General features: G+C 64.5%; 14 protein-coding genes and 1 pseudogene. 8 read left to right on the forward strand and 7 right to left on the reverse strand.

All coding sequences use genetic code 11. The features are described 5' to 3' along the window. Nucleotides 1-20: 20 nt before the first annotated feature. Nucleotides 21-1,070, reverse strand: a pseudogene (locus ATN37_RS03890) (acyltransferase family protein); the annotation flags it as partial. A gap of 216 nt (nt 1,071-1,286) precedes the next feature. Here ATN37_RS03890 and ATN37_RS03895 point away from each other — a divergent pair. Further along, nucleotides 1,287-2,420, forward strand: a complete 1,134-nt coding sequence (locus ATN37_RS03895; protein WP_007734539.1) for a DUF3068 domain-containing protein — start codon at nt 1,287-1,289, stop codon at nt 2,418-2,420. 169 nt (nt 2,421-2,589) lie between these two features. Continuing rightward, the gene (locus ATN37_RS03900; protein WP_218694793.1) at nt 2,590-3,546 is read left to right on the forward strand and encodes an ABC transporter substrate-binding protein; all 957 of its coding nucleotides are present in this window, start codon (nt 2,590-2,592) and stop codon (nt 3,544-3,546) included. On the opposite strand, the gene ATN37_RS03905 is transcribed toward ATN37_RS03900, so the two are convergent. After that, a complete protein-coding gene (locus ATN37_RS03905; protein ID WP_218694794.1) occupies nt 3,527-4,753 on the reverse strand; it encodes a lipopolysaccharide biosynthesis protein in 1,227 nt (408 codons plus the stop codon). The genes ATN37_RS03900 and ATN37_RS03905 overlap by 20 nt on opposite strands. A 33-nt stretch (nt 4,754-4,786) precedes the next feature. Here ATN37_RS03905 and ATN37_RS03910 point away from each other — a divergent pair, with 33 nt between their 5' ends. Next, on the forward strand, nt 4,787-6,526 hold the full coding sequence (locus ATN37_RS03910; protein WP_218694796.1) for a hypothetical protein: 1,740 nt from the start codon (nt 4,787-4,789) through the stop codon (nt 6,524-6,526). Here ATN37_RS03910 and ATN37_RS03915 read toward each other — a convergent pair. After that, nucleotides 6,473-7,687 carry a glycosyltransferase family 4 protein gene (locus ATN37_RS03915; protein ID WP_165638644.1) on the reverse strand — a complete coding sequence of 405 codons (1,215 nt, stop codon included), beginning with the start codon at nt 7,685-7,687 and terminating at the stop codon, nt 6,473-6,475. The genes ATN37_RS03910 and ATN37_RS03915 overlap by 54 nt on opposite strands. Nucleotides 7,688-7,860: 173 nt before the next feature. Between ATN37_RS03915 and ATN37_RS03920 the strand changes: the two genes are divergently transcribed. The 5 genes from ATN37_RS03920 (at nt 7,861) to ATN37_RS03940 (ending at nt 13,471) form a co-directional block, all read left to right on the forward strand. Beyond that, entirely contained in the window at nt 7,861-8,631 is a 771-nt protein-coding gene (locus ATN37_RS03920; protein ID WP_003945692.1) for a bifunctional 2-polyprenyl-6-hydroxyphenol methylase/3-demethylubiquinol 3-O-methyltransferase UbiG, read from the forward strand. Between the two features lie 4 nt (nt 8,632-8,635). Next, nucleotides 8,636-9,523 (forward strand): ROK family protein, encoded by an 888-nt coding sequence (locus ATN37_RS03925; RefSeq protein ID WP_007734524.1) that lies wholly within the window; start codon nt 8,636-8,638, stop codon nt 9,521-9,523. A 139-nt stretch (nt 9,524-9,662) separates the two neighbouring features. Next, nucleotides 9,663-10,850, forward strand: coding sequence for a phosphotransferase family protein (locus ATN37_RS03930; protein WP_165638643.1), 1,188 nt, complete (start codon nt 9,663-9,665; stop codon nt 10,848-10,850). Between the two features lies 1 nt (nt 10,851). Beyond that, complete coding sequence (locus tag ATN37_RS03935) at nt 10,852-12,021, forward strand: hypothetical protein (RefSeq protein WP_165638642.1); 1,170 nt, start codon at nt 10,852-10,854, stop codon at nt 12,019-12,021. A 4-nt stretch (nt 12,022-12,025) separates the two neighbouring features. Further along, complete coding sequence (locus ATN37_RS03940; protein WP_003945530.1) at nt 12,026-13,471, forward strand: aldehyde dehydrogenase; 1,446 nt, start codon at nt 12,026-12,028, stop codon at nt 13,469-13,471. Nucleotides 13,472-13,803: 332 nt separating this feature from the next. Here ATN37_RS03940 and ATN37_RS03945 read toward each other — a convergent pair whose 3' ends face one another. From ATN37_RS03945 to ATN37_RS03960, 4 genes are read right to left on the reverse strand one after another with little or no spacing between them, the layout of a single operon-like run. Then, nucleotides 13,804-14,505: a (2Fe-2S) ferredoxin domain-containing protein gene (locus ATN37_RS03945; protein WP_064443176.1), complete on the reverse strand. Its 702-nt coding sequence runs from the start codon at nt 14,503-14,505 to the stop codon at nt 13,804-13,806. Then, entirely contained in the window at nt 14,502-15,563 is a 1,062-nt protein-coding gene (locus ATN37_RS03950; protein WP_165638641.1) for an ABC transporter substrate-binding protein, read from the reverse strand. The genes ATN37_RS03945 and ATN37_RS03950 overlap by 4 nt, the downstream gene beginning before the upstream one ends. Beyond that, a complete protein-coding gene (locus tag ATN37_RS03955) occupies nt 15,560-16,378 on the reverse strand; it encodes an ABC transporter ATP-binding protein (protein WP_081557424.1) in 819 nt (272 codons plus the stop codon). Before ATN37_RS03955 ends, ATN37_RS03950 begins: the two co-directional genes overlap by 4 nt. Next, entirely contained in the window at nt 16,375-17,382 is a 1,008-nt protein-coding gene (locus tag ATN37_RS03960) for an iron ABC transporter permease (RefSeq protein ID WP_007734507.1), read from the reverse strand. The genes ATN37_RS03955 and ATN37_RS03960 overlap by 4 nt, the downstream gene beginning before the upstream one ends. Between the last annotated feature and the right edge of the window lie 54 nt (nt 17,383-17,436).

The following is a 17,436-nucleotide window of genomic DNA, read 5'->3' on the forward strand; positions in this document are numbered from 1 at the left end:
GCCGAGGCCACAGCGACGCTCAGGACGACCGTCAGCGCCAGGACGTAGAAGAAGCTGCCCGAGAACGGAACTATGCCGAACACGGGGAACACAGCGTTCAGTACGGCCAGGTGCCAGATGAACAGGCCGTAGGACCAGCGTCCGATTGCCAGCGCCAGCGGGCTCGCCAGGAATCGATGCTGCGATTGATCGCGCAGAACCAGTGGAGCGATCAACGAGAAGCTGATGATCGCACCGAGTGCAATCTTGATCGCGTACTGCCACGGCTCAGGCCGCACCAGACCTTCGGGCCCGGCCAGATCGGTGCACGAGAGAACGAAGGCCACAAACGCAACAAAAGTCAGGAGCACCCGCCGGTGCGCGAGGCGATGCATCCACGTCGACGGGCCCACGGCCAACTCGGCCAGCACCATGCCTGCGCCGAACCACGGCAGGTAGCCCGGCAGCCAGTTGTCGTGGTGAATGGCGTCCGGAGTCGGGATCGGAATGAAAGCCCACGTCAGCGCCAACACCGACACCCCGAGCAGAAGCGGTAGCCCGAACCGGGCCGAGTTTCCGCGTAGTCGCACCATCAGATACGCGAACAGCGGCAGCAGAACATAGAACGCCACCTCGACCGACAGGCTCCACATCTGCGTGAGGCCCTCGGTGAGTGTCAACGGCACGAAGACCTGCGCCAACCCGAGATTCGCCAACCACACTTGGTAGCCCCCGCCGGCACCGGGCAGGAACAGCAGGATCAGGACCACTGCCACCCAGTACGCCGGCAGAATGCGCGTCGCGCGGGAGATCCAGTACCGGACGGTCGACTGCGGCTGCCCGATTCCGCGGGCCTTTGCCGCGTGGGGGCGCCACAGGAGAAATCCGGACAAGGCAAAGAACACCGCTACGGCGAGATCGAGTCGACCGAACGCGCGCCCGATCGCGCCGGACTGCGCTTCACCGGTTTGGAACGCGACATGGGTGACGAGGACACCGAGCGCCGCCAATCCACGCATACCGTCCAAAGCCGGAACGAAGCCCCGAGCCTGTGGCGGGACCGTCTGAGGGGAATTCGTGGAACTGATCATCACGGATAAGTGTGCACCCCAGGCCGATTGAGGGAAACCACCAGGGACTCACAACAAAATGCCTGGCCAATTCATGCCCTCATGCGACAAACCGGGCCGGTGGACTGTTAGTGTTCTGCCACACATGGTGTCCATCGGGGGCCCCATGCGATCTGCGCAGCTCATATTGTGCCGGTTGGGGAACCTCGAAAGACTTAACGGGTTAGGAGTCACAGCATGGCGGAACGCTCAGGGCCGAGCCGGATACTTCCTTGCATTCTGGTGGGCCTCGGTGCCTTCCTTTTGGCCATCGCCATCCTCATTCCTACCTACACGGTAGGCAAGCTGGAGAAGACGCCACTCGACCTCGAGGTGACCACTGTCGCCACAGGCACCGGTAGCGTCCTCAACTCGGCGGCCCTCCTCGGCGGAAAGGCACAGGTCGACACCAACGTGCCGATCGTCGCTCAGCGCTACGTCACCACGCAGGACCCGTCCGACGCCGACATCATCACCGTCGAAGCCGGCCAGACCGTCCGTCGTACCGACAAGCAGGGTGACACCGGACTGCTGACCGCAACCCTGGACCGCGTCACGCTCGATCGCGTCAGCTCGATGCCGACCAACGATCCGGTCGGAACCGTCCAGACGTCCAGCGACCAGCCCGCCGAAGAAGTTTCCCGCGACGGTCTGCAGTACAAGTTCCCGTTCAACACGGAACAGAAGAGCTACCCCTACTTCGACCTGAACGCTCGCGCCACGAAGGACATCGACTTCGTCGAAGAGACCGAGATCAACGGTCTGAAGGTGTACCACTTCCAGCAGACGATCGATCCCGTCGACCTGTCGAAGGTCGTCAACTCCCCCACCAACAAGCTGAGCCTGCCCGCCGACACCTGGGGCGTTCCCGGTGGCGCTACTCCGATCACGATGACGCGTTGGTACACCAACGTCCGTGACCTGTGGGTCGAGCCCAAGACCGGCGTCGTCGTCAAGGGCCAGGAGCAGTTGCACCAGTACTACGGACGCAACAAGGACTCGGTCGACGTCGAGGTTCTCAAGGTCACGCTGCCCTTCGACGAAGCAACCATCGAGTACCAGGTCCAGCAGGCACGTGACGGCATGGACAAGCTCTCGCTGTTCGGCCGCACAGTCCCGATCGTGGCAGGTGTGCTCGGCGTCATCGCGCTGATCGCCGGTATCTTCCTCGGCATTCGCGGCGGCAAGGGCGGAACTCCGGCCCGCGCTGCACACGGCGGAACGAACCAGAATCCCAGCGGCCAGGGCTCGCCCGAGCCGGCTCCGGGTGAGCACGACTGGACCTCGGACGACACTCAGGTGATTCCGCGTCCGGATCTGCGCAAGGACTGATTCAGACAGTAAGCAGAGCGCCCCTTCCACACGGAAGGGGCGCTCTGCTGCGTTTCGGGGCTTTGTTGCCGGATCGGCGTACGGATTGGCGCAACGGGTCGTTCCCTCCGCGTGGTTGCGGGCTTAGCGTTTTCTGGAAGTCCAGACCACCCCGAACACGAGGAGCCACATGCCCGCATCAACAGTTCTGGGTTCGCACATCTGTGTCAGCGATCTGACGCGACGGAGATTTGTTGTCGGCACGGCTGCATTCTCCGGGCTGTTCGCCGCCGGTTGCGCGAGGTCCGCCGGTACCGAGGGCGATTCGGCCGGGATGCGCACGGTCACGACCTCGCTCGGAACCTACGACATTCCGGTGACACCGAAACGCGTCGTCGCCATCGACTCCAGACTCGACCTCGAACCAGCCGTTGCGATGGGCCTGCCGGTCATCGCGTACAGCTTCGACGCCGCCGAGCCGTGGGTTCCGGCCGATCCCACGGCACAGGTGTTCGAGGCACCGGTCAACGTCGAGGCAATTCTCGCGCTGGAACCGAACCTGATCATCTGCACCGACATCGGTGAGGCCTCCGACATGTGGCCGCTACAGCAGTTGAGCCAGACAGCGCCTGTGCTTCCGATGGACTTCACGCGTCCGTGGCGCGAGAACATCGATCAGCTGGCGAGTTGGCTGAATCGCACCGAGAACCCCGACGTCCGTCAGGTCATCGGAGCGTACGAGGACAAGGCAGCCGGATTGAAGGAACGTCACGCCCCGAGCTTGGCGAGCAAGCAGATCGTGCTGCTGAATTACGTGAATCAGAAGGTCAACGGCGTCAACCGCAAGGGCATCTCCACGCAGGTGGCCGAAGACCTCGGCGTCCAGCTCCAGTGGCCGGTCGAGGGACAGAAGGAGATCTCTACCGAAAACCTCGTGACTGCCCTCGACTCGGCCGACGGAATGATCGTCACCACCGCGCCCGGCGTGGATCCCGTCAGCGACGACCGCGCGATGTGGAACCGTATCCGCGCAGTACAAGGCGACAACGTCGTCTACACGGGTGGGAACATCAACTACGGATCCGTCTACACCGCGATGCGTACGCTCGACTACTTCGACGATTTGTTCACGCGTCTGGAGAACTGACAGAGCCGCGAGGTGCCGGCCCGGCGCGGTCGGCACTTCGCACTGCGGCGACGGACACCGCCAACGCCGTCGTCGACGCAGCCACCACGGCGACGCCGATCAACTCTCCCGGCGTCTTCGCCCACACCAGCATGACCGTCGCCTCCACGGCCAGTCCTGCCCACGCCAGAAGGGCCACTCGCGTGCGTTCTGACGCGATTGCGGACAGCAAAGCACCCTGGAGTACCGCCAACGCTGCACCGTGCAGAGCGAAGGCCCACAGCATCGGAGCCACGGCGGCGTACGCGTCGCCCACGAGCATCGGCACCAGCGGGCCGGCAACCGCGGCCCCCAGAACCAGGACGGCGCCGATACCGACGAGCACCGCCAACGCCGAGCGAACCGCCTGCGCCGAGTGCGCCGGGTTCGCCATCTTCGGGTACAGCACGACGCCCACTGCCTGTGGCAGCCAGAACGCCACCTTCGTCGCGACGGCGCCGAGTGCGTAGACACCGGCGTCGTATTCGCTGAGAACGACACGGACGATCAGCAGGTCCAGCGAAGACAACGCGATCAGCGCGAGCTGAACCTGAGACGCCGCGAGCACGGAGACGACGCCGATACGCACCGGACGGTCCTCGCTCACCGAGACGGTTCGATCGACCACTCGAACTATCGCCACCAGGAACGCAGTTCCGGCCGCGCCCGCGACCAATGCCGCGCCTGCTCCGCCGCCGAAAGCCAGAACGATCACTGCCGGAAGGACTTTCATCACCCCGGCCCCGGCCAGTACGGCGCTGAGAGTGCCGAATCGACCGTGTCCTTGCAACAACCCCTGCTCCGTGGCCAGCAGAACCAACATGGGCGCAGTCACCAATGCCGAGAACGACGCCACGATTCCGGTGTCGAGCAGCCACGCCATCGCCGGAGTGAGCGCCACCGCGAGGACGGCGACGATCGCGGTGCATCGATACCCCAACGACCGCAACGCATCTGTGCTCTTGCCACGCACCGCCTCGCGGGCGACCACCGTCTGCAACGCCAAAGCCGGAACCGCAAGTACCAACTGGGCGGCAAGCAGACTCGCGAACTCGCCGTAGCCGACCGGACCCAACCATCGGCTGGCCAACCATGCCAACAGGTACGACGCGACATTGGCCGTCATCGATCCCACCAAAACCATGCCGACCCCGGCCGCGGCGGCGCGATCGAGTGGTTGGCGAGGCATGGCAGTAATGATGCACCACGTATCGTGCGCGTCATGACAGTGCAAGCCGGATACCGCCGTTACCTGCCTGCGGCGTACAGCCTGGCGCTGGCACTGTTGATCCTCCGACCGCTGCTCGGCCCCGGCTACCTCCTGCTGCGCGACGCCGTCAGCACGCCGCGCTCGTACCTGACCGACTCCGCCCTCGGACTCACCGACGCCGCGGCCCGCGCCGTTCCCCAGGACGCACTGATCGCAGCGTTGAGCACCGTGATCGACGGCGGACTGGTGGTCAAGTTCATCCTGCTCGTGGCGCTCTGGCTCGCCGGTTGGGGTGCGGCGCGCATGGTCGCCGTCCTGCTGCCGACGGCCGGTGTCGGTCCACAACTGGTCGCGTCGACGGTGATGCTCTGGAACCCCTACGTGGCCGAGCGCCTGTTGCAAGGACATTGGAGCCTGCTGACCGGATATGCCGCACTGCCGTGGATCGTGTGTGCCGGAATCGGAGTTCGCCGAGCCACGCCCGGGTCCTGGTGGGCGTTGGCCGCGTCACTGGCATTCGCGGGCCTGACACCTACCGGCGCTCTGCTCGCTCTGACGGCCGCGCTGGTGGTGGTAGCCACCCCAGGAGGCCGAACCTCGGCCATGCGGCGTGTCTGCGGCACGATCGGACTGTTCCTCGTCGCCGCCTCGCCGTGGTTGGTAGCCACCTTCGTATCCGGCGCAGCAGGCGACGGTTCCGATCCGGCGGGAGTCGCCGCCTTTGCCGCCCGAGCAGAACCGGGACTCGCGACGCTGGGCAGCCTCGCCGGTCTCGGCGGTATCTGGAACTCGGCAGCGGTACCGTCCACGCGCACAACACTCTTCGCATTGGTGGGAACGGTTCTTCTGCTCGTCGTCGTGTTCGCCGGTATGCCCGCTCTGTGGCGCCGACGCCGGAATCCTGTTGTCGGTGGACTCGGACTACTGGCCCTGTTCGCGGTGCTGGCTCCGACCATGGGCGCTACCCCGTGGGGTCTCGACGCCGGCCGATGGTCGGTCGAGGTGTTCACCGGCGCCGGTCTACTGCGTGACGCGCAGAAGTGGGTCGCGCTGGCCGTCCCGTTCTACGCACTTGCTGCGGCCGCCGCGGTGATGTGGGCAGGCAATCGGTTCTCCCTCCCCCGCCCGGCATTCTCGGTTGCCGCCGTCGTGGTGACGATCGTGGCACTGCCGGATCTGGTGTGGGGTGTCGGCGGCGCGTTGAAGCCCGTGCACTACCCCGGTTCCTGGACCGTGGTGACCGAGCAACTGCGAGACGAAACCGGTGACGTTGCAGTGCTTCCCGCCGGAATGTTCCGCGCGTTCCCCTACAGCGGTGATGCGCCGGTACTCGACCCCGCACCACGCTTCCTACCCCTCGACGTGCTGCAGACCGGCCAACTGGTGGTTGCCGGTGGTGCTGTCGGCGGCGAGGGGACTCGGGCAACTCGGGTCGAAGACCTACTGCTGGCCGGCGGAAGTCCTACGCAGTTGGCCGATCTCGGAGTCGGATGGGTACTGATCGAGCGCGGGACACCAGGTCAACTCGGCAACTCGGCAACCACGCTCGACGGCTTGGAACAGGTCTTTGCCGACAACGATCTCGAGCTCTACCGGGTACCGGGAGATGTTGCCGCGCACGAAGCCTCGACCCGCGCCCGAACGGCCGTCATAGTTGCGCATCTCGCCTGGATACTGATGGGCGTGATCGCGCTGATCTCAGTCGGACTGAACCAGAACCGAATTCGACTCGCGAGGCGCGGCCAGTCCTGAGACCCACCGACCGTCCTTGTGCGCGGTCAGCACCTCGAGCACTCCGGTGCCGGTCTGCTCCCAGGAGAACTCGCCCGACCACACCCGAGCTTTCTCACCGAGCACCGTGCGGAGTTCGTGGTCGCGGAGCAGGGTGCCTGCCGCCTGCGTCAGATCAGCGATGTCGCCGTCGCCGGCGTGCTCACCGCCGACCAACAGCCCGGTCACTCCGTCGACGATCGAATCGGTCAAGCCCTTGGAACTGCGGTAACCGATCGTCGGAACACCGTGCTGCGCAGCCTCGATGACCGCCAGGCCCCACCCTTCCTTCCGCGAAGGCATGAGGTGAATCCACGACTGCGCAAGGAGTTCATGTTTACGAGCCTCGTCGACGTGACCGTAGAACGAGACGGCGTCACCGATTCCCAACTCGGCGGCGCGATCTCGCAGGTTCTGCTCCCACCAACCACCACCGATGACGTCGAGATGGATGTCCGGAAGCGTCGGACGCAGGGCTGCGACGGCCTCGAGTGCGTCCTCGATCTGCTTGTGCGGCACCAGTCGTGAGAGAACCGAGATGGTGGGACGCTCGGCCCTGGTGATCGATCCACCCGCGTCGACGCCGACGGGGAGCCGATCGGCACCGTTACGCACCACGGCAATTCGTTCGCGCTCGACACCGAGGTCCACCAATTCTTCCGCTGAGGGAAGCGACACCGTCAGATACTGACTACGTCGATGGGTGCGCGGTGACAATCGCGATTCGACCCACCAGCCGATCCGGCCGACGAGCTTGCCTGCCACCGGCCACTGTTCGCGATGGCCGTGATGGACCAGAAGCGTGACCGGTGCACCCGCCACGGCCTTCGAGAAGAAGGGGATGCCGTTCTGGGTGTCGATCACCGCGTCGGGGCGGATGCCCTTGAGCGATCCGAAACCCAGACGTCCGGCGGCAATGGCGGCCAGAGCGCGGGGGTACACGCTGAAACGTCCACCGGCCCGGCTGATCGTGATGCCGTCTCGAACCTCCGACGCGGGCGCCCCGGGATACGACGCCGTCCGCAGCGTCACCTTGATACCGCGCTCGGCCAACTGGGATCCGACCTGCTCGAGGTAACGCTCGCTTCCACCGCCCTGGGGATGCCCGGTATCGCGCCAGCAGAGCAACAGAACCTCGCGCACGTGCGTTACTCCCTGAGTTGGTCGGTGGCCACCCCGGTTCGGGCGATCCTGCGGGATGCCCCGCCTGACCGGCCGGTAACCCTGCCGAACACCCTAACTGTTCGAGCGTCCGTATTGCCGCGCTCCTGACGGTGTTCGTGGACCGGGCGACCCAGTGGCTAAAGTTGCTACCCGTGACCAAGCCCGCAGTGACCCGCATTTTCGGCCGACGGGCAACCCTGAAACGCTCGTTCGGCCTGCTCAGCGACTTCCGCCACGAGCAGTCCGCGCCCGACATCTTCTACGGCGCGCTTGCGCGCGACTCCGTCGAATTGATCTCGGACCTGCACGAAGGTCACACCGGACGATCCCTCGACGGTCTCACCGTCCTCGACGTCGGCGGCGGTCCGGGCTATTTCGCGGAGGTCTTCCAGGCCGCAGGTGCCCGCTACATTCCCGTCGAACCCGATCCGTCGGAGATGCATGCTGCGGGTCTGACCGTGGGCGGCGCGGTGCGTGGATCCGGTTTGGCACTGCCGTTCCTGGACTCGTCCGTGGACATCTGCTTCTCCTCCAACGTGGCCGAACACGTCAGCGAGCCCTGGCTGATGGCCGAGGAAATGCTGCGCGTGACCAAGCCCGGCGGCTTGATGGTTCTCTCGTACACCCTGTGGTGGGGTCCGTTCGGCGGCCACGAAACCGGACCGTGGCACGCGCTGGGGGGCGAGTACGCAGCCAAGCGGTACCTACGCAAGACCGGACGCGAACCGAAGAACAGATTCGGGGTCTCGTTGTTCAAAGTCGGCGCCACGGACGGCTTGCGCTGGGCCCGTGGAACCAGCCAGGGCACATTGCTCGCCGCGATCCCGCGCTACCACCCGTCGTGGGCGTGGTGGATGGTCCGAGTCCCCGGTCTGCGGGAGTTCCTGGTGAGCAACCTCGTCGTGGTTCTCGAAAAGCGATAGCGACATGCGCCTCGCAGTCGACATCGGTGGTACCAAGATGGCTGCCGGGGTCGTGTCCGAGGACGGCCGCGTTCCCGTGTTCGACAGCGTTCCGACGCCGCAGACCGACCCGTGGGGATCCTGTGCGGCGCTGCTCGAACGAGTCGCAGACGGCCGAGAGGTCGACGGTGTCGGCATCGCGTGCGCCGGGCCGGTGGACACCGTCGCCGGCGTCGTCGCTCCCATCAACATCACCGAGTGGGCACAGGGATTCGAGCTCGTAGCGGGCGTCCGCAGCGTCTTTCCCGATGCCGGAACCGCCCTCGCAATGGACGGAGCCGCAGCGGCATTGGCGGAGTTCCACCACGGCGCCGGACGCGGAACCCCGAACCTCCTGAGCCTGGTCGTCTCGACGGGAATCGGCGGAGGAATCGTTCTCGGCGGTGAGATTGCTCGGGGTCGCACGGGGAACGCCGGTCACATCGGCCACATCGTCGTTCCAGGATCTGCCGAACCGTGCAGCTGCGGGGGCGTCGGCTGCCTCGAGACGGTGGCAAGTGGACCGTCCGCGGTGCGATGGGCTCGGAGCCAGGGCTGGTCGGGGAACACCGGCCGTGAACTAGCCGAGGGTGCACGCAGCGGCGACGCGATCGCCGTGGACGCGCTTCACCGTGCAGGCACGGCGCTCGGTGGTGCCATCGCCTCGGCGGCTGCCCTCCTGGACGTGGACCTCGCGGTGATCGGCGGCGGTTTCGCCCAGTCGGGTACACCGCTGTGGGAACCGATGCTCGACGCGGCTGCCCGACATGCCCGTTTGTCGTTCGTCGCCGGGCTCCGGATCGTTCCCGCCGAGCTGGGTGGCGCCGGAACTCTGACCGGTGCGGGCTTGCTCGCGCTCACCGCCGTTATCTGACACGCGTTCTTCCCCGATAAATCCGCAGGGAGTCCCACTAAACGGGTGCCACCTGTTCCCAATTTCTGTAACGTGTTTTAGTGTTCTGACTCACACCGTTACGGGCATTGCACGTGACGCCTACGGGAAGGAGGTGACCGTGAGCCCAGACGCTTCCTCATCTGACGTTGCCTCGACTGCTTCTTCGACCGATGAAACCGAGCATCACGCCCAGGTCGCCCGACCAAGCGATTCCCTCCGCGACACCGAAGACCTCCGTGAGCGCCTGGAACGGTGGATGGCCGGCAAGGTGCCGAGCGGATCCACTGTGACCGTCGCCGACGTCACCTTGCCCGCAGCCAACGGCATGTCCAGCGAAACCATCCTCTTCGACGCCACCTGGGACGGCGAACATCATCCCTTGGTCGCTCGGGTGGCGCCGACGGAATCGACCATGCCGGTCTTTCCTGCCTACGACCTCGAATCCCAGTTCCGCACCATGGCTCAGGTGCGCGAGCACTCGGCAGTGCCCGTACCCGCGGTGTACTGGTCAGAATCCGACCCGGACGCGTTGGGTGCGCCGTTCTTCGTGATGGAACGCATCTCCGGCGACGTGCCACCGGACGTCATGCCGTACAACTTCGGATCGTGGGTCACCGAAGCGTCACCCGAGCAGCGAAAGACCCTGCAGCGCAGCTCGGTCGACGTCCTGGCTCAGTTGCATGCCATCGACAAACCTGGTGAGCGTTTCGACTTCCTCCGACTCCCGAATTCGGGAACGACTGCACGAGAAGCATTCACGGCGCACATCGCCGAGCAGCGCGCGTACTACGAGTGGGTGGTCTCCGACGGGATCAGATCACCGCTCATCGAACGTGCCCTCGACTGGATCGAGGAGAACAATCCCGCGGACGATTCGCCGGCAGTGCTCTGTTGGGGCGACTCGCGCATCGGCAACGTCATGTACCAGGACTTCGCGCCGGTAGCCGTACTGGACTGGGAAATGGCAACTCTCGGCCCGCGGGAGATGGATCTGGGCTGGATGGCATTCCTGCACAGGTTCTTCGAGGACATCGCCGGACTGGCGAACCTACCCGGTCTTCCCGACTTCCTTCGACTGCCGGATCTCGCGCAGACCTACGCCGAGATCACCGGCCACACCCCACACGATCTGGAGTTCTACGTTACCTATGCCGCACTGCGTCAGGCGGTCATCATGTGGCGAATCCAGGCTCGCGCCATAGCTTTCGGCCAGTCACAGCGACCCGAAGACCCCGACGACATGATCATGCACCGCGCTTCGCTCGCCGCGATGCTCGACGGTACCTACTGGGAGAGGTTGACCTGACATGCTCTCACCGATGGACGACTATCCCGTTCACCAGATCGCCGAACCGATCCGTCACGTAGCCACCTCGGATCGAAACTTCTACGACCGCTACTACTTCAACTGCTACCCCACCGAATCCCCCGACGTGTTCCTCATCGTCGGACTCGGCCAGTACCCCAACCTCGGCGTCATGGACGCCTTCGCGGTACTGCGCCGCGGTGACGACCACATCGTTGCTCGTATGTCGAAGGCTCTGGGCGCCGACCGCACCGACACCACCGTCGGGCCTTTGCGCATCGAAGTGCTCGAAGGGCTGGAGAAGCTCCGCGTCGTCCTCGAACCGGGCAGCGAATACGATCTCTCCTTCGACATCACCTTCGATGCCACCATCCCCGCGGCGCTCGAGCCCAAGCACTTTCGCCGTCAACTCGAACGAGTCACGTTCGACACCTCACGCTTCCTGCAGACCGGCACGTGGACCGGATCGCTCACCGTCGACGGGGAGGACTTCGCGATCGACCCGAAGACGTGGCGAGGTAACCGCGACCGCTCGTGGGGTGTGCGTCCGGTCGGTGAAGCCGAACCGCAAGGCAGACGCGCCGTCGACGGAATCCAGAACTTCTTCTGGATCTACGCGGTCATGCAGTTCGACGAGTTCACGATCTCGGTGATCATGCAGGAAGACGAGCAAGGCAGGCGCATAGTCGAAGAGGCCATGCGAGTGTGGCCGGACGAAATCAGGGACAACGAATGGCTCGGCCGGCCCGAACACGAACTGACGTTCTGCCCCGACACCCGCGACGTCACCGGAGCAACCATCACCTTCCACCGGCCAGGCGGTGAAGTCCTGACCGTCACCTGCGAACTGTTGCTGGCCAACTACATCGGAATCGGCACCGGCTACGGGCTCGAACAGGACTGGCGTCACGGAATGTGGCAGGGCGAACTCGTCGTACAAGGGCTCCGCCACAAGGTCCACGAGATCGAACCGTTCCAACGCATGTTCTCCCCCGTCGACAACCTCGCGTCCTTCACGCTCACCGAAGGCACGAACACCAACACCGGCACCGGTCTTTTCGAGGTAGCCGCCATCGGACCGCACGAGAAATACGGATTCACCAGTTTCACCGACACCGCACAGGCAGACGACGCGTATGCCCTCGCGGCGACCGACAACACCGAGGAATGAATTGATGACTGACTACGACAAGCTCTACATCGGTGGAGCATGGGTGGCCCCGGCCACCGACCAGGTACTCGAAGTGTTCTCTCCCGCAACGGAGGAGCGCGTCGGCAGCTGTCCCATCGCAGCACCGGCAGACATCGACGCGGCCGTGTCCGCAGCCCGCGCGGCGTTCGAGGGACCGTGGTCACGCACCACCCCCGCCGAGCGCGGCGCGATCCTCGCCAAGGCCGCCAAGCTGATCGAAGAGCGCAGCGCGGAGATCAACCAGCTCATCTCCAACGAGATGGGCCAGCCGCCCGCCATGGTCGGCATGATGCAGCAGACCCCGTCGATGGCGACGCTGGGCTACTACGCCGAGCTGGCCGACAAGTTCGCGTGGGAAGAGAAGCGCACCGGCGCATTCGGGCAGACCAAGGTGACCCGTGAGCCCGTCGGCGTCGTCGCCGCCGTGCTGGCCTGGAACGTCCCGCTGTTCCTGGCGATCAACAAGCTGGCCCCCGCACTGCTCGCCGGCTGCACCGTACTGCTCAAGCCCGCACCCGAATCCCCTCTCTCCGTCCACGTGATCGCCGAGATCTTCACCGAGGCAGGTGTTCCCGAAGGCGTCATCTCCGTGCTCCCCGGCGGAGCCGAGACCGGCGAATATCTGGTCTCTCATGCGGGCATCGACAAGATCACGTTCACCGGATCCAGTGCCGTCGGCCGCAAGATCGGTGCCATCGCCGCACAGAACCTCAAGCGCTGCTCCCTCGAACTGGGTGGCAAGTCCGCCGCGATCATCCTCGAGGACGCCGACATCGCCGCCGGAATGCCGATGCTCGTCATGTCCGGCCTGATGAACACCGGTCAGGCCTGTGTCGCTCAGACCCGAATCCTCGCTCCCCGTTCGCGTTACGACGAGGTCATCGAGGGAATGAAGACCGCCGCAGGCTTCATGACCGTCGGCGATCCGTCCGATCCCGCAGCACAACTCGGCCCGCTGATCTCCGAGAAGCAGCGCGAGCGCGTCGAGGGTTACATCGCCAAGGGTAAGGAAGAAGGCGCGCGCGTCGTACTCGGTGGTGGACGCCCCGCCGGCCTGGACAAGGGCTGGTACGTCGAGCCGACCATCTTCGCCGACGTGGACAACTCGATGACCATCGCACGCGAGGAGATCTTCGGACCCGTTCTCTCGGTGATTCCGTACGACTCCGAGGACGAGGCCATCAAGATCGCCAACGATTCGGATTACGGCCTCGCCGGATCGGTGTGGACCACCGACATCGATCACGGACTCGAAGTTGCCGCGCAGATCCGCACGGGTACCTACGCGATCAACTGGTACGCCTTCGATCCCGGATCGCCGTTCGGTGGTTACAAGAACTCCGGTATCGGGCGCGAGAACGGACCTGAGGGCCTCGAAGCCTTCTGCGAGACCAAGTCCGTACTCATGCCGCCCGGCTACGTGGGCTGACCCACCCGGGAGTTGGCACCCTTTGCTGACAGTTGGCACCCGTTCCGACCTGCCGGAACGGGTGCCAGCCCCATGAAATGGGTGCCAACTCCCAGCGAATCCACAGATCCACCCGGTACCGTCGAAAACGAATCAGTCATCTCACAAAGGACATTCATATGCTCACCAACGCCATCAACGCTTTCCTCGCACTCTGGGGCAGCGCCTCCGTCGGCAGCAGTGGATACCAGATCCCGCCGGGAACCCTTCCCTTCGGTTCCTGAGACAGGACAACAGAACCCGCTGAGCGCACTTCGCGCCCAGCGGGTTCTTTGCTTTCACCGACCCGGTATCTACCGGTCCAGAACGTGATCCACCAATCGATCCTCGTGACCGGACACCAAGGCCTCGGCATCACCGGCGTCCACGTGCCCGAACCAGGTACCGCCGGGGTTCGCGATCACCAACGGCCCCAGGTTGCACGGGCTCAGACAACCGGTTCCGGTCACCTTCGACGAGGTACCTTTGGCCGCCGCGCTCATCGCCCGGTGCAACGGTCCTGCTCCGTACGCCATACAACGAGGGCCCTTGCACACCAACAGATGCCTATCGTGCTGCTCGATCACGGACCACGCCGGACTGCGATACGACGCCGGACTCGCGGTGATCTGCTTTCCCGCCGAGTCGAGTTCGTCGATCACCTGCCCGGCCACCGCACCTTCGAGCGTTTCCGTTTCATGGAGCGTCACTTCCAGTTCGGCGTCGATTCGGGTTTCGCGCCAGTTCGCAACCGCCTTGCTTGTCCACGTGAGCAGGTACCGATCCCTCGGCACCGCAACTGGAATCAACACGACCTTGTCGACGTCATCGACATGGGCTCGATCGAGTTCCTCGTGAAGGCTCGGCGAAGCGACATCGAGGTACGCAACGCGAACGTCGGCGTCGGTGCCCGCCTGAACAGCGTCGAACATCCGTCGCGCGGCCGACTCGTCGAGGCCGCTGACGGTCGGCCGCAGTACGACAATCACCCGACGCGAGCACCGGTTGTTGCTCATGCCGACGGCGCGGTTGTCCAGTCGATCCCGCTCGACGGAGCGAGTCCGAACTCTTCGATCTTCGCGCGCAACTCTTCCGCGCCGTAGATATTGGGGAATCCACTGGTGAACATGGCGAGCGGGAGTACGACGAAACGGTTCTGCTTGACTGCGTCGAGGTCACGCAGGCCTTCTCGGCTCTTGATCGCGTCGATCTTGCCCTGTACTTCGTCGGCACTCTTCTTGTAGTCCATGATCACGATGATGTCGGGTTCTGACTTCGCGACGGTCTCCCAGCTCGCTTTGAACCAGGTGTTGTCGACGTCGGCGAACACATTGGTTCCCCCGGCGACGTCGATGATTCCGTTGGGGGCTCCGTTGCCTCCGCTGGTGTACAGATCTTCTTCACCGCTGTCGTAGATCAGCACCTTCGGCTTGTCGGCGGCATCTGGCGCGGACTCCAGACGTGCCAAACGTGAATCCAATTCGGTCAATGCCTCGGCGGCGGTGTCCTCGGTTCCGAACAGCTTTCCGTAATTGGTCACGTCCGCACGAAGGGCATCCCACGGACCCATCGTGCCGAGCGCGGAATCCGCTGCGGCACTCTGCCGACAACTATCGGAGATCACATATGCATCGATGTTGTTGCTCTGCAGCGATTCCGGCGTCACACCGGAGGCTCCCTTGAACAAGCCACTGTAGGAGCCGACCACCAGGTCCGCCTGCTTACCCAGAATCGTCTCCATCGTGATCGTTCCGTCCAGGTGTGGGACATCCGCAATTCCAGGGCCGAACATCGACTCCATGACCGCGTCGTTGTTCGTGTTCAACACGACTGCCGCGAGACGATCCAAACCGCCGACTCGGAGAATGGTGCCGATATTGGCCGCATTGCTTGTCGCAACGACGTTCTCGATCGGAAGCTGGAAAGTGCTTTCGGTCCCGCAGTTCTCCAATGTCACCGAAGTCTTGTCTGCAGCTTCGTCCACCGGTGCAGTTGCCGAGCAGCCGGCAACTGTCAACAACGCTGTCGCGGCTACAACCGCACCGAACGACGCGCGGGTCTTGACATGTATCAAAGTGCACTCTCCGAAAATGATTGTTGTAGTTGAGAATTTCGTGATTCGAATACGAGGTGTGAACGGCCTGTCGCGGGGTTCACGAGCTCGAAAGTCTCGACGCCGAAGACAGTTGCCACCACCGAGGTGGTGAGTACGTCGGATGGATGTCCGAACGCCCTGGCCACTCCATCCGCGAGCACGAGCACCCGATCGCACACTGCCGCAGCCAAATCGAGGTCGTGCAGTGCCATGATCACCGTCCGGTCCAACGACCGGACCAGATCGAGCAGTTCGAGTTGATGCCGGATGTCGAGATGATTGGTCGGCTCGTCGAGGATGAGCACACCGGCATCCTGCGCGAGACCTCGGGCGAGAAACACCCGCCGACGCTCACCGCCGGAAAGCGTGTCCATCGAAGAGAACCGGTGCTCGATCATTCCGACCTCGCCCAGAGCACGATCGACGACGGCATTCTCGTGCTTTCCACCGACGCTCCAGGGCTTTGCATGTGGTGTGCGGCCCAGACTCACGTACTCGTGAACCAACAAATCGGCGGGACTCTGCTCTTCCTGCGCCACAAAGGAAATGGCTTTGGCCCGCGACCGCGCGGGCATCGCGTGCACGGAGTCGCCGCCGACACGAATGTCACCGCCGGCGATCGGCCCGAGACCGGCGAGAGCACGCAAGAACGTCGACTTGCCCGATCCGTTCGGACCAACCACGCCGACTACTGCACCGGCGTCGGCCGCGATGTCGACGCCTTTGACGATGGTTCGACGGTCGATGCGGACAACTACTCCGGACGCGGTCAGCGCCAGGGCTCGGGCGCTCACGAACTGCCACCGAATCGGTAGCGCCGACGGCCGAGAAGCAGGAGAAACAGCGGGGCCCCGATCACCCCGGTCACCACGCTCAGCGGGATCTCGGTCGGCCGCAACGAGGTCCGCGCCACGACGTCGACCCACACCAGGAAGGACGCGCCGATCAGTGCTGCCGCCGGTAACACCACTCGATGTCTGGCTCCGACAAGCATGCGTGTGACGTGCGGTATGACCAGGCCTACGAAGGCAATCGCGCCGGACACCGCAACCATCGTGCCGACCAACGCTGCCAGCACGCCGAACAGCACGTTTCGCAGGGTTCGGATGGGAATACCGAGCGAAGCCGCGACGTCCGGTCCGGCCGCCAGCGCGTCCAGCCAACCGTGCAGCGCGAACACCGCTGCCGTCAGCAGGAACACAACGATGACCGGCGCCCACAACTTGTCCCAGGATGCCCCGGCCAAACTTCCCAGGAGCCAGAACAATACGGACTGCGCGGCCTGGGAATCATTGGTACGCAGCACCAGAAAACTCGCGATCGCCGACAGGGCGGATGCGGTAACGGTGCCGGTCAGAACCAATCGCAGTGGAGTGATACCGCCTTGCAGCGTCGCGATGGTGAAGACGAGAATCGCAGCTCCCAACGCCCCGATCATCGCGCCGAAACTGAGCGCCCACACTCCCGCGCCGGCGAACAGTCCGGTGGTGATGACGGCGGTGGCACCGACACTCGCGCCGGACGACACTCCCAGCAGGTGGGGATCGGCAAGAGCGTTACGGACGAGGGTTTGCACCACCGCGCCGGCGACGGCAAGACCAGCGCCGACGGCCAGACCGAGCAGTACCCGAGGTGCTCTGATCCCCCACACGATCGCAAGTTCGGAACGCGTGACGGGTGGGCCTCCGAAGCGCGAGTGCACCACGTCCACCACAGTGGACACGGGGAGCATCTCGGATCCGAATGCCAACGCGCACACAGCAGAGAGCACGGCGACGACCAGCAGAGCGGGCAGCACGATACCCGGACTGAGCCGTCCTCGCGGCGCACCAGCCTTCGGCGAAAGCAGATG

The organism is Rhodococcus sp. MH15, from assembly GCF_019266045.1.
Taxonomy (GTDB): domain Bacteria; phylum Actinomycetota; class Actinomycetes; order Mycobacteriales; family Mycobacteriaceae; genus Rhodococcus_F; species Rhodococcus_F qingshengii.

Excerpts from the sequence above, each read along its gene's own strand:
- ATN37_RS03895 (WP_007734539.1), top strand. The coding sequence starts at position 1,287 with ATGGCGGAACGCTCAGGGCCGAGCCGGATACTTCCTTGCATTCTGGTG.
- ATN37_RS03900 (WP_218694793.1), top strand. The coding sequence starts at position 2,590 with ATGCCCGCATCAACAGTTCTGGGTTCGCACATCTGTGTCAGCGATCTG.
- ATN37_RS03905 (WP_218694794.1), bottom strand. The coding sequence starts at position 4,753 with ATGCCTCGCCAACCACTCGATCGCGCCGCCGCGGCCGGGGTCGGCATG.
- ATN37_RS03910 (WP_218694796.1), top strand. The coding sequence starts at position 4,787 with ATGACAGTGCAAGCCGGATACCGCCGTTACCTGCCTGCGGCGTACAGC.
- ATN37_RS03925 (WP_007734524.1), top strand. The coding sequence starts at position 8,636 with ATGCGCCTCGCAGTCGACATCGGTGGTACCAAGATGGCTGCCGGGGTC.
- ATN37_RS03935 (WP_165638642.1), top strand. The coding sequence starts at position 10,852 with ATGCTCTCACCGATGGACGACTATCCCGTTCACCAGATCGCCGAACCG.
- ATN37_RS03940 (WP_003945530.1), top strand. The coding sequence starts at position 12,026 with ATGACTGACTACGACAAGCTCTACATCGGTGGAGCATGGGTGGCCCCG.
- ATN37_RS03945 (WP_064443176.1), bottom strand. The coding sequence starts at position 14,505 with ATGAGCAACAACCGGTGCTCGCGTCGGGTGATTGTCGTACTGCGGCCG.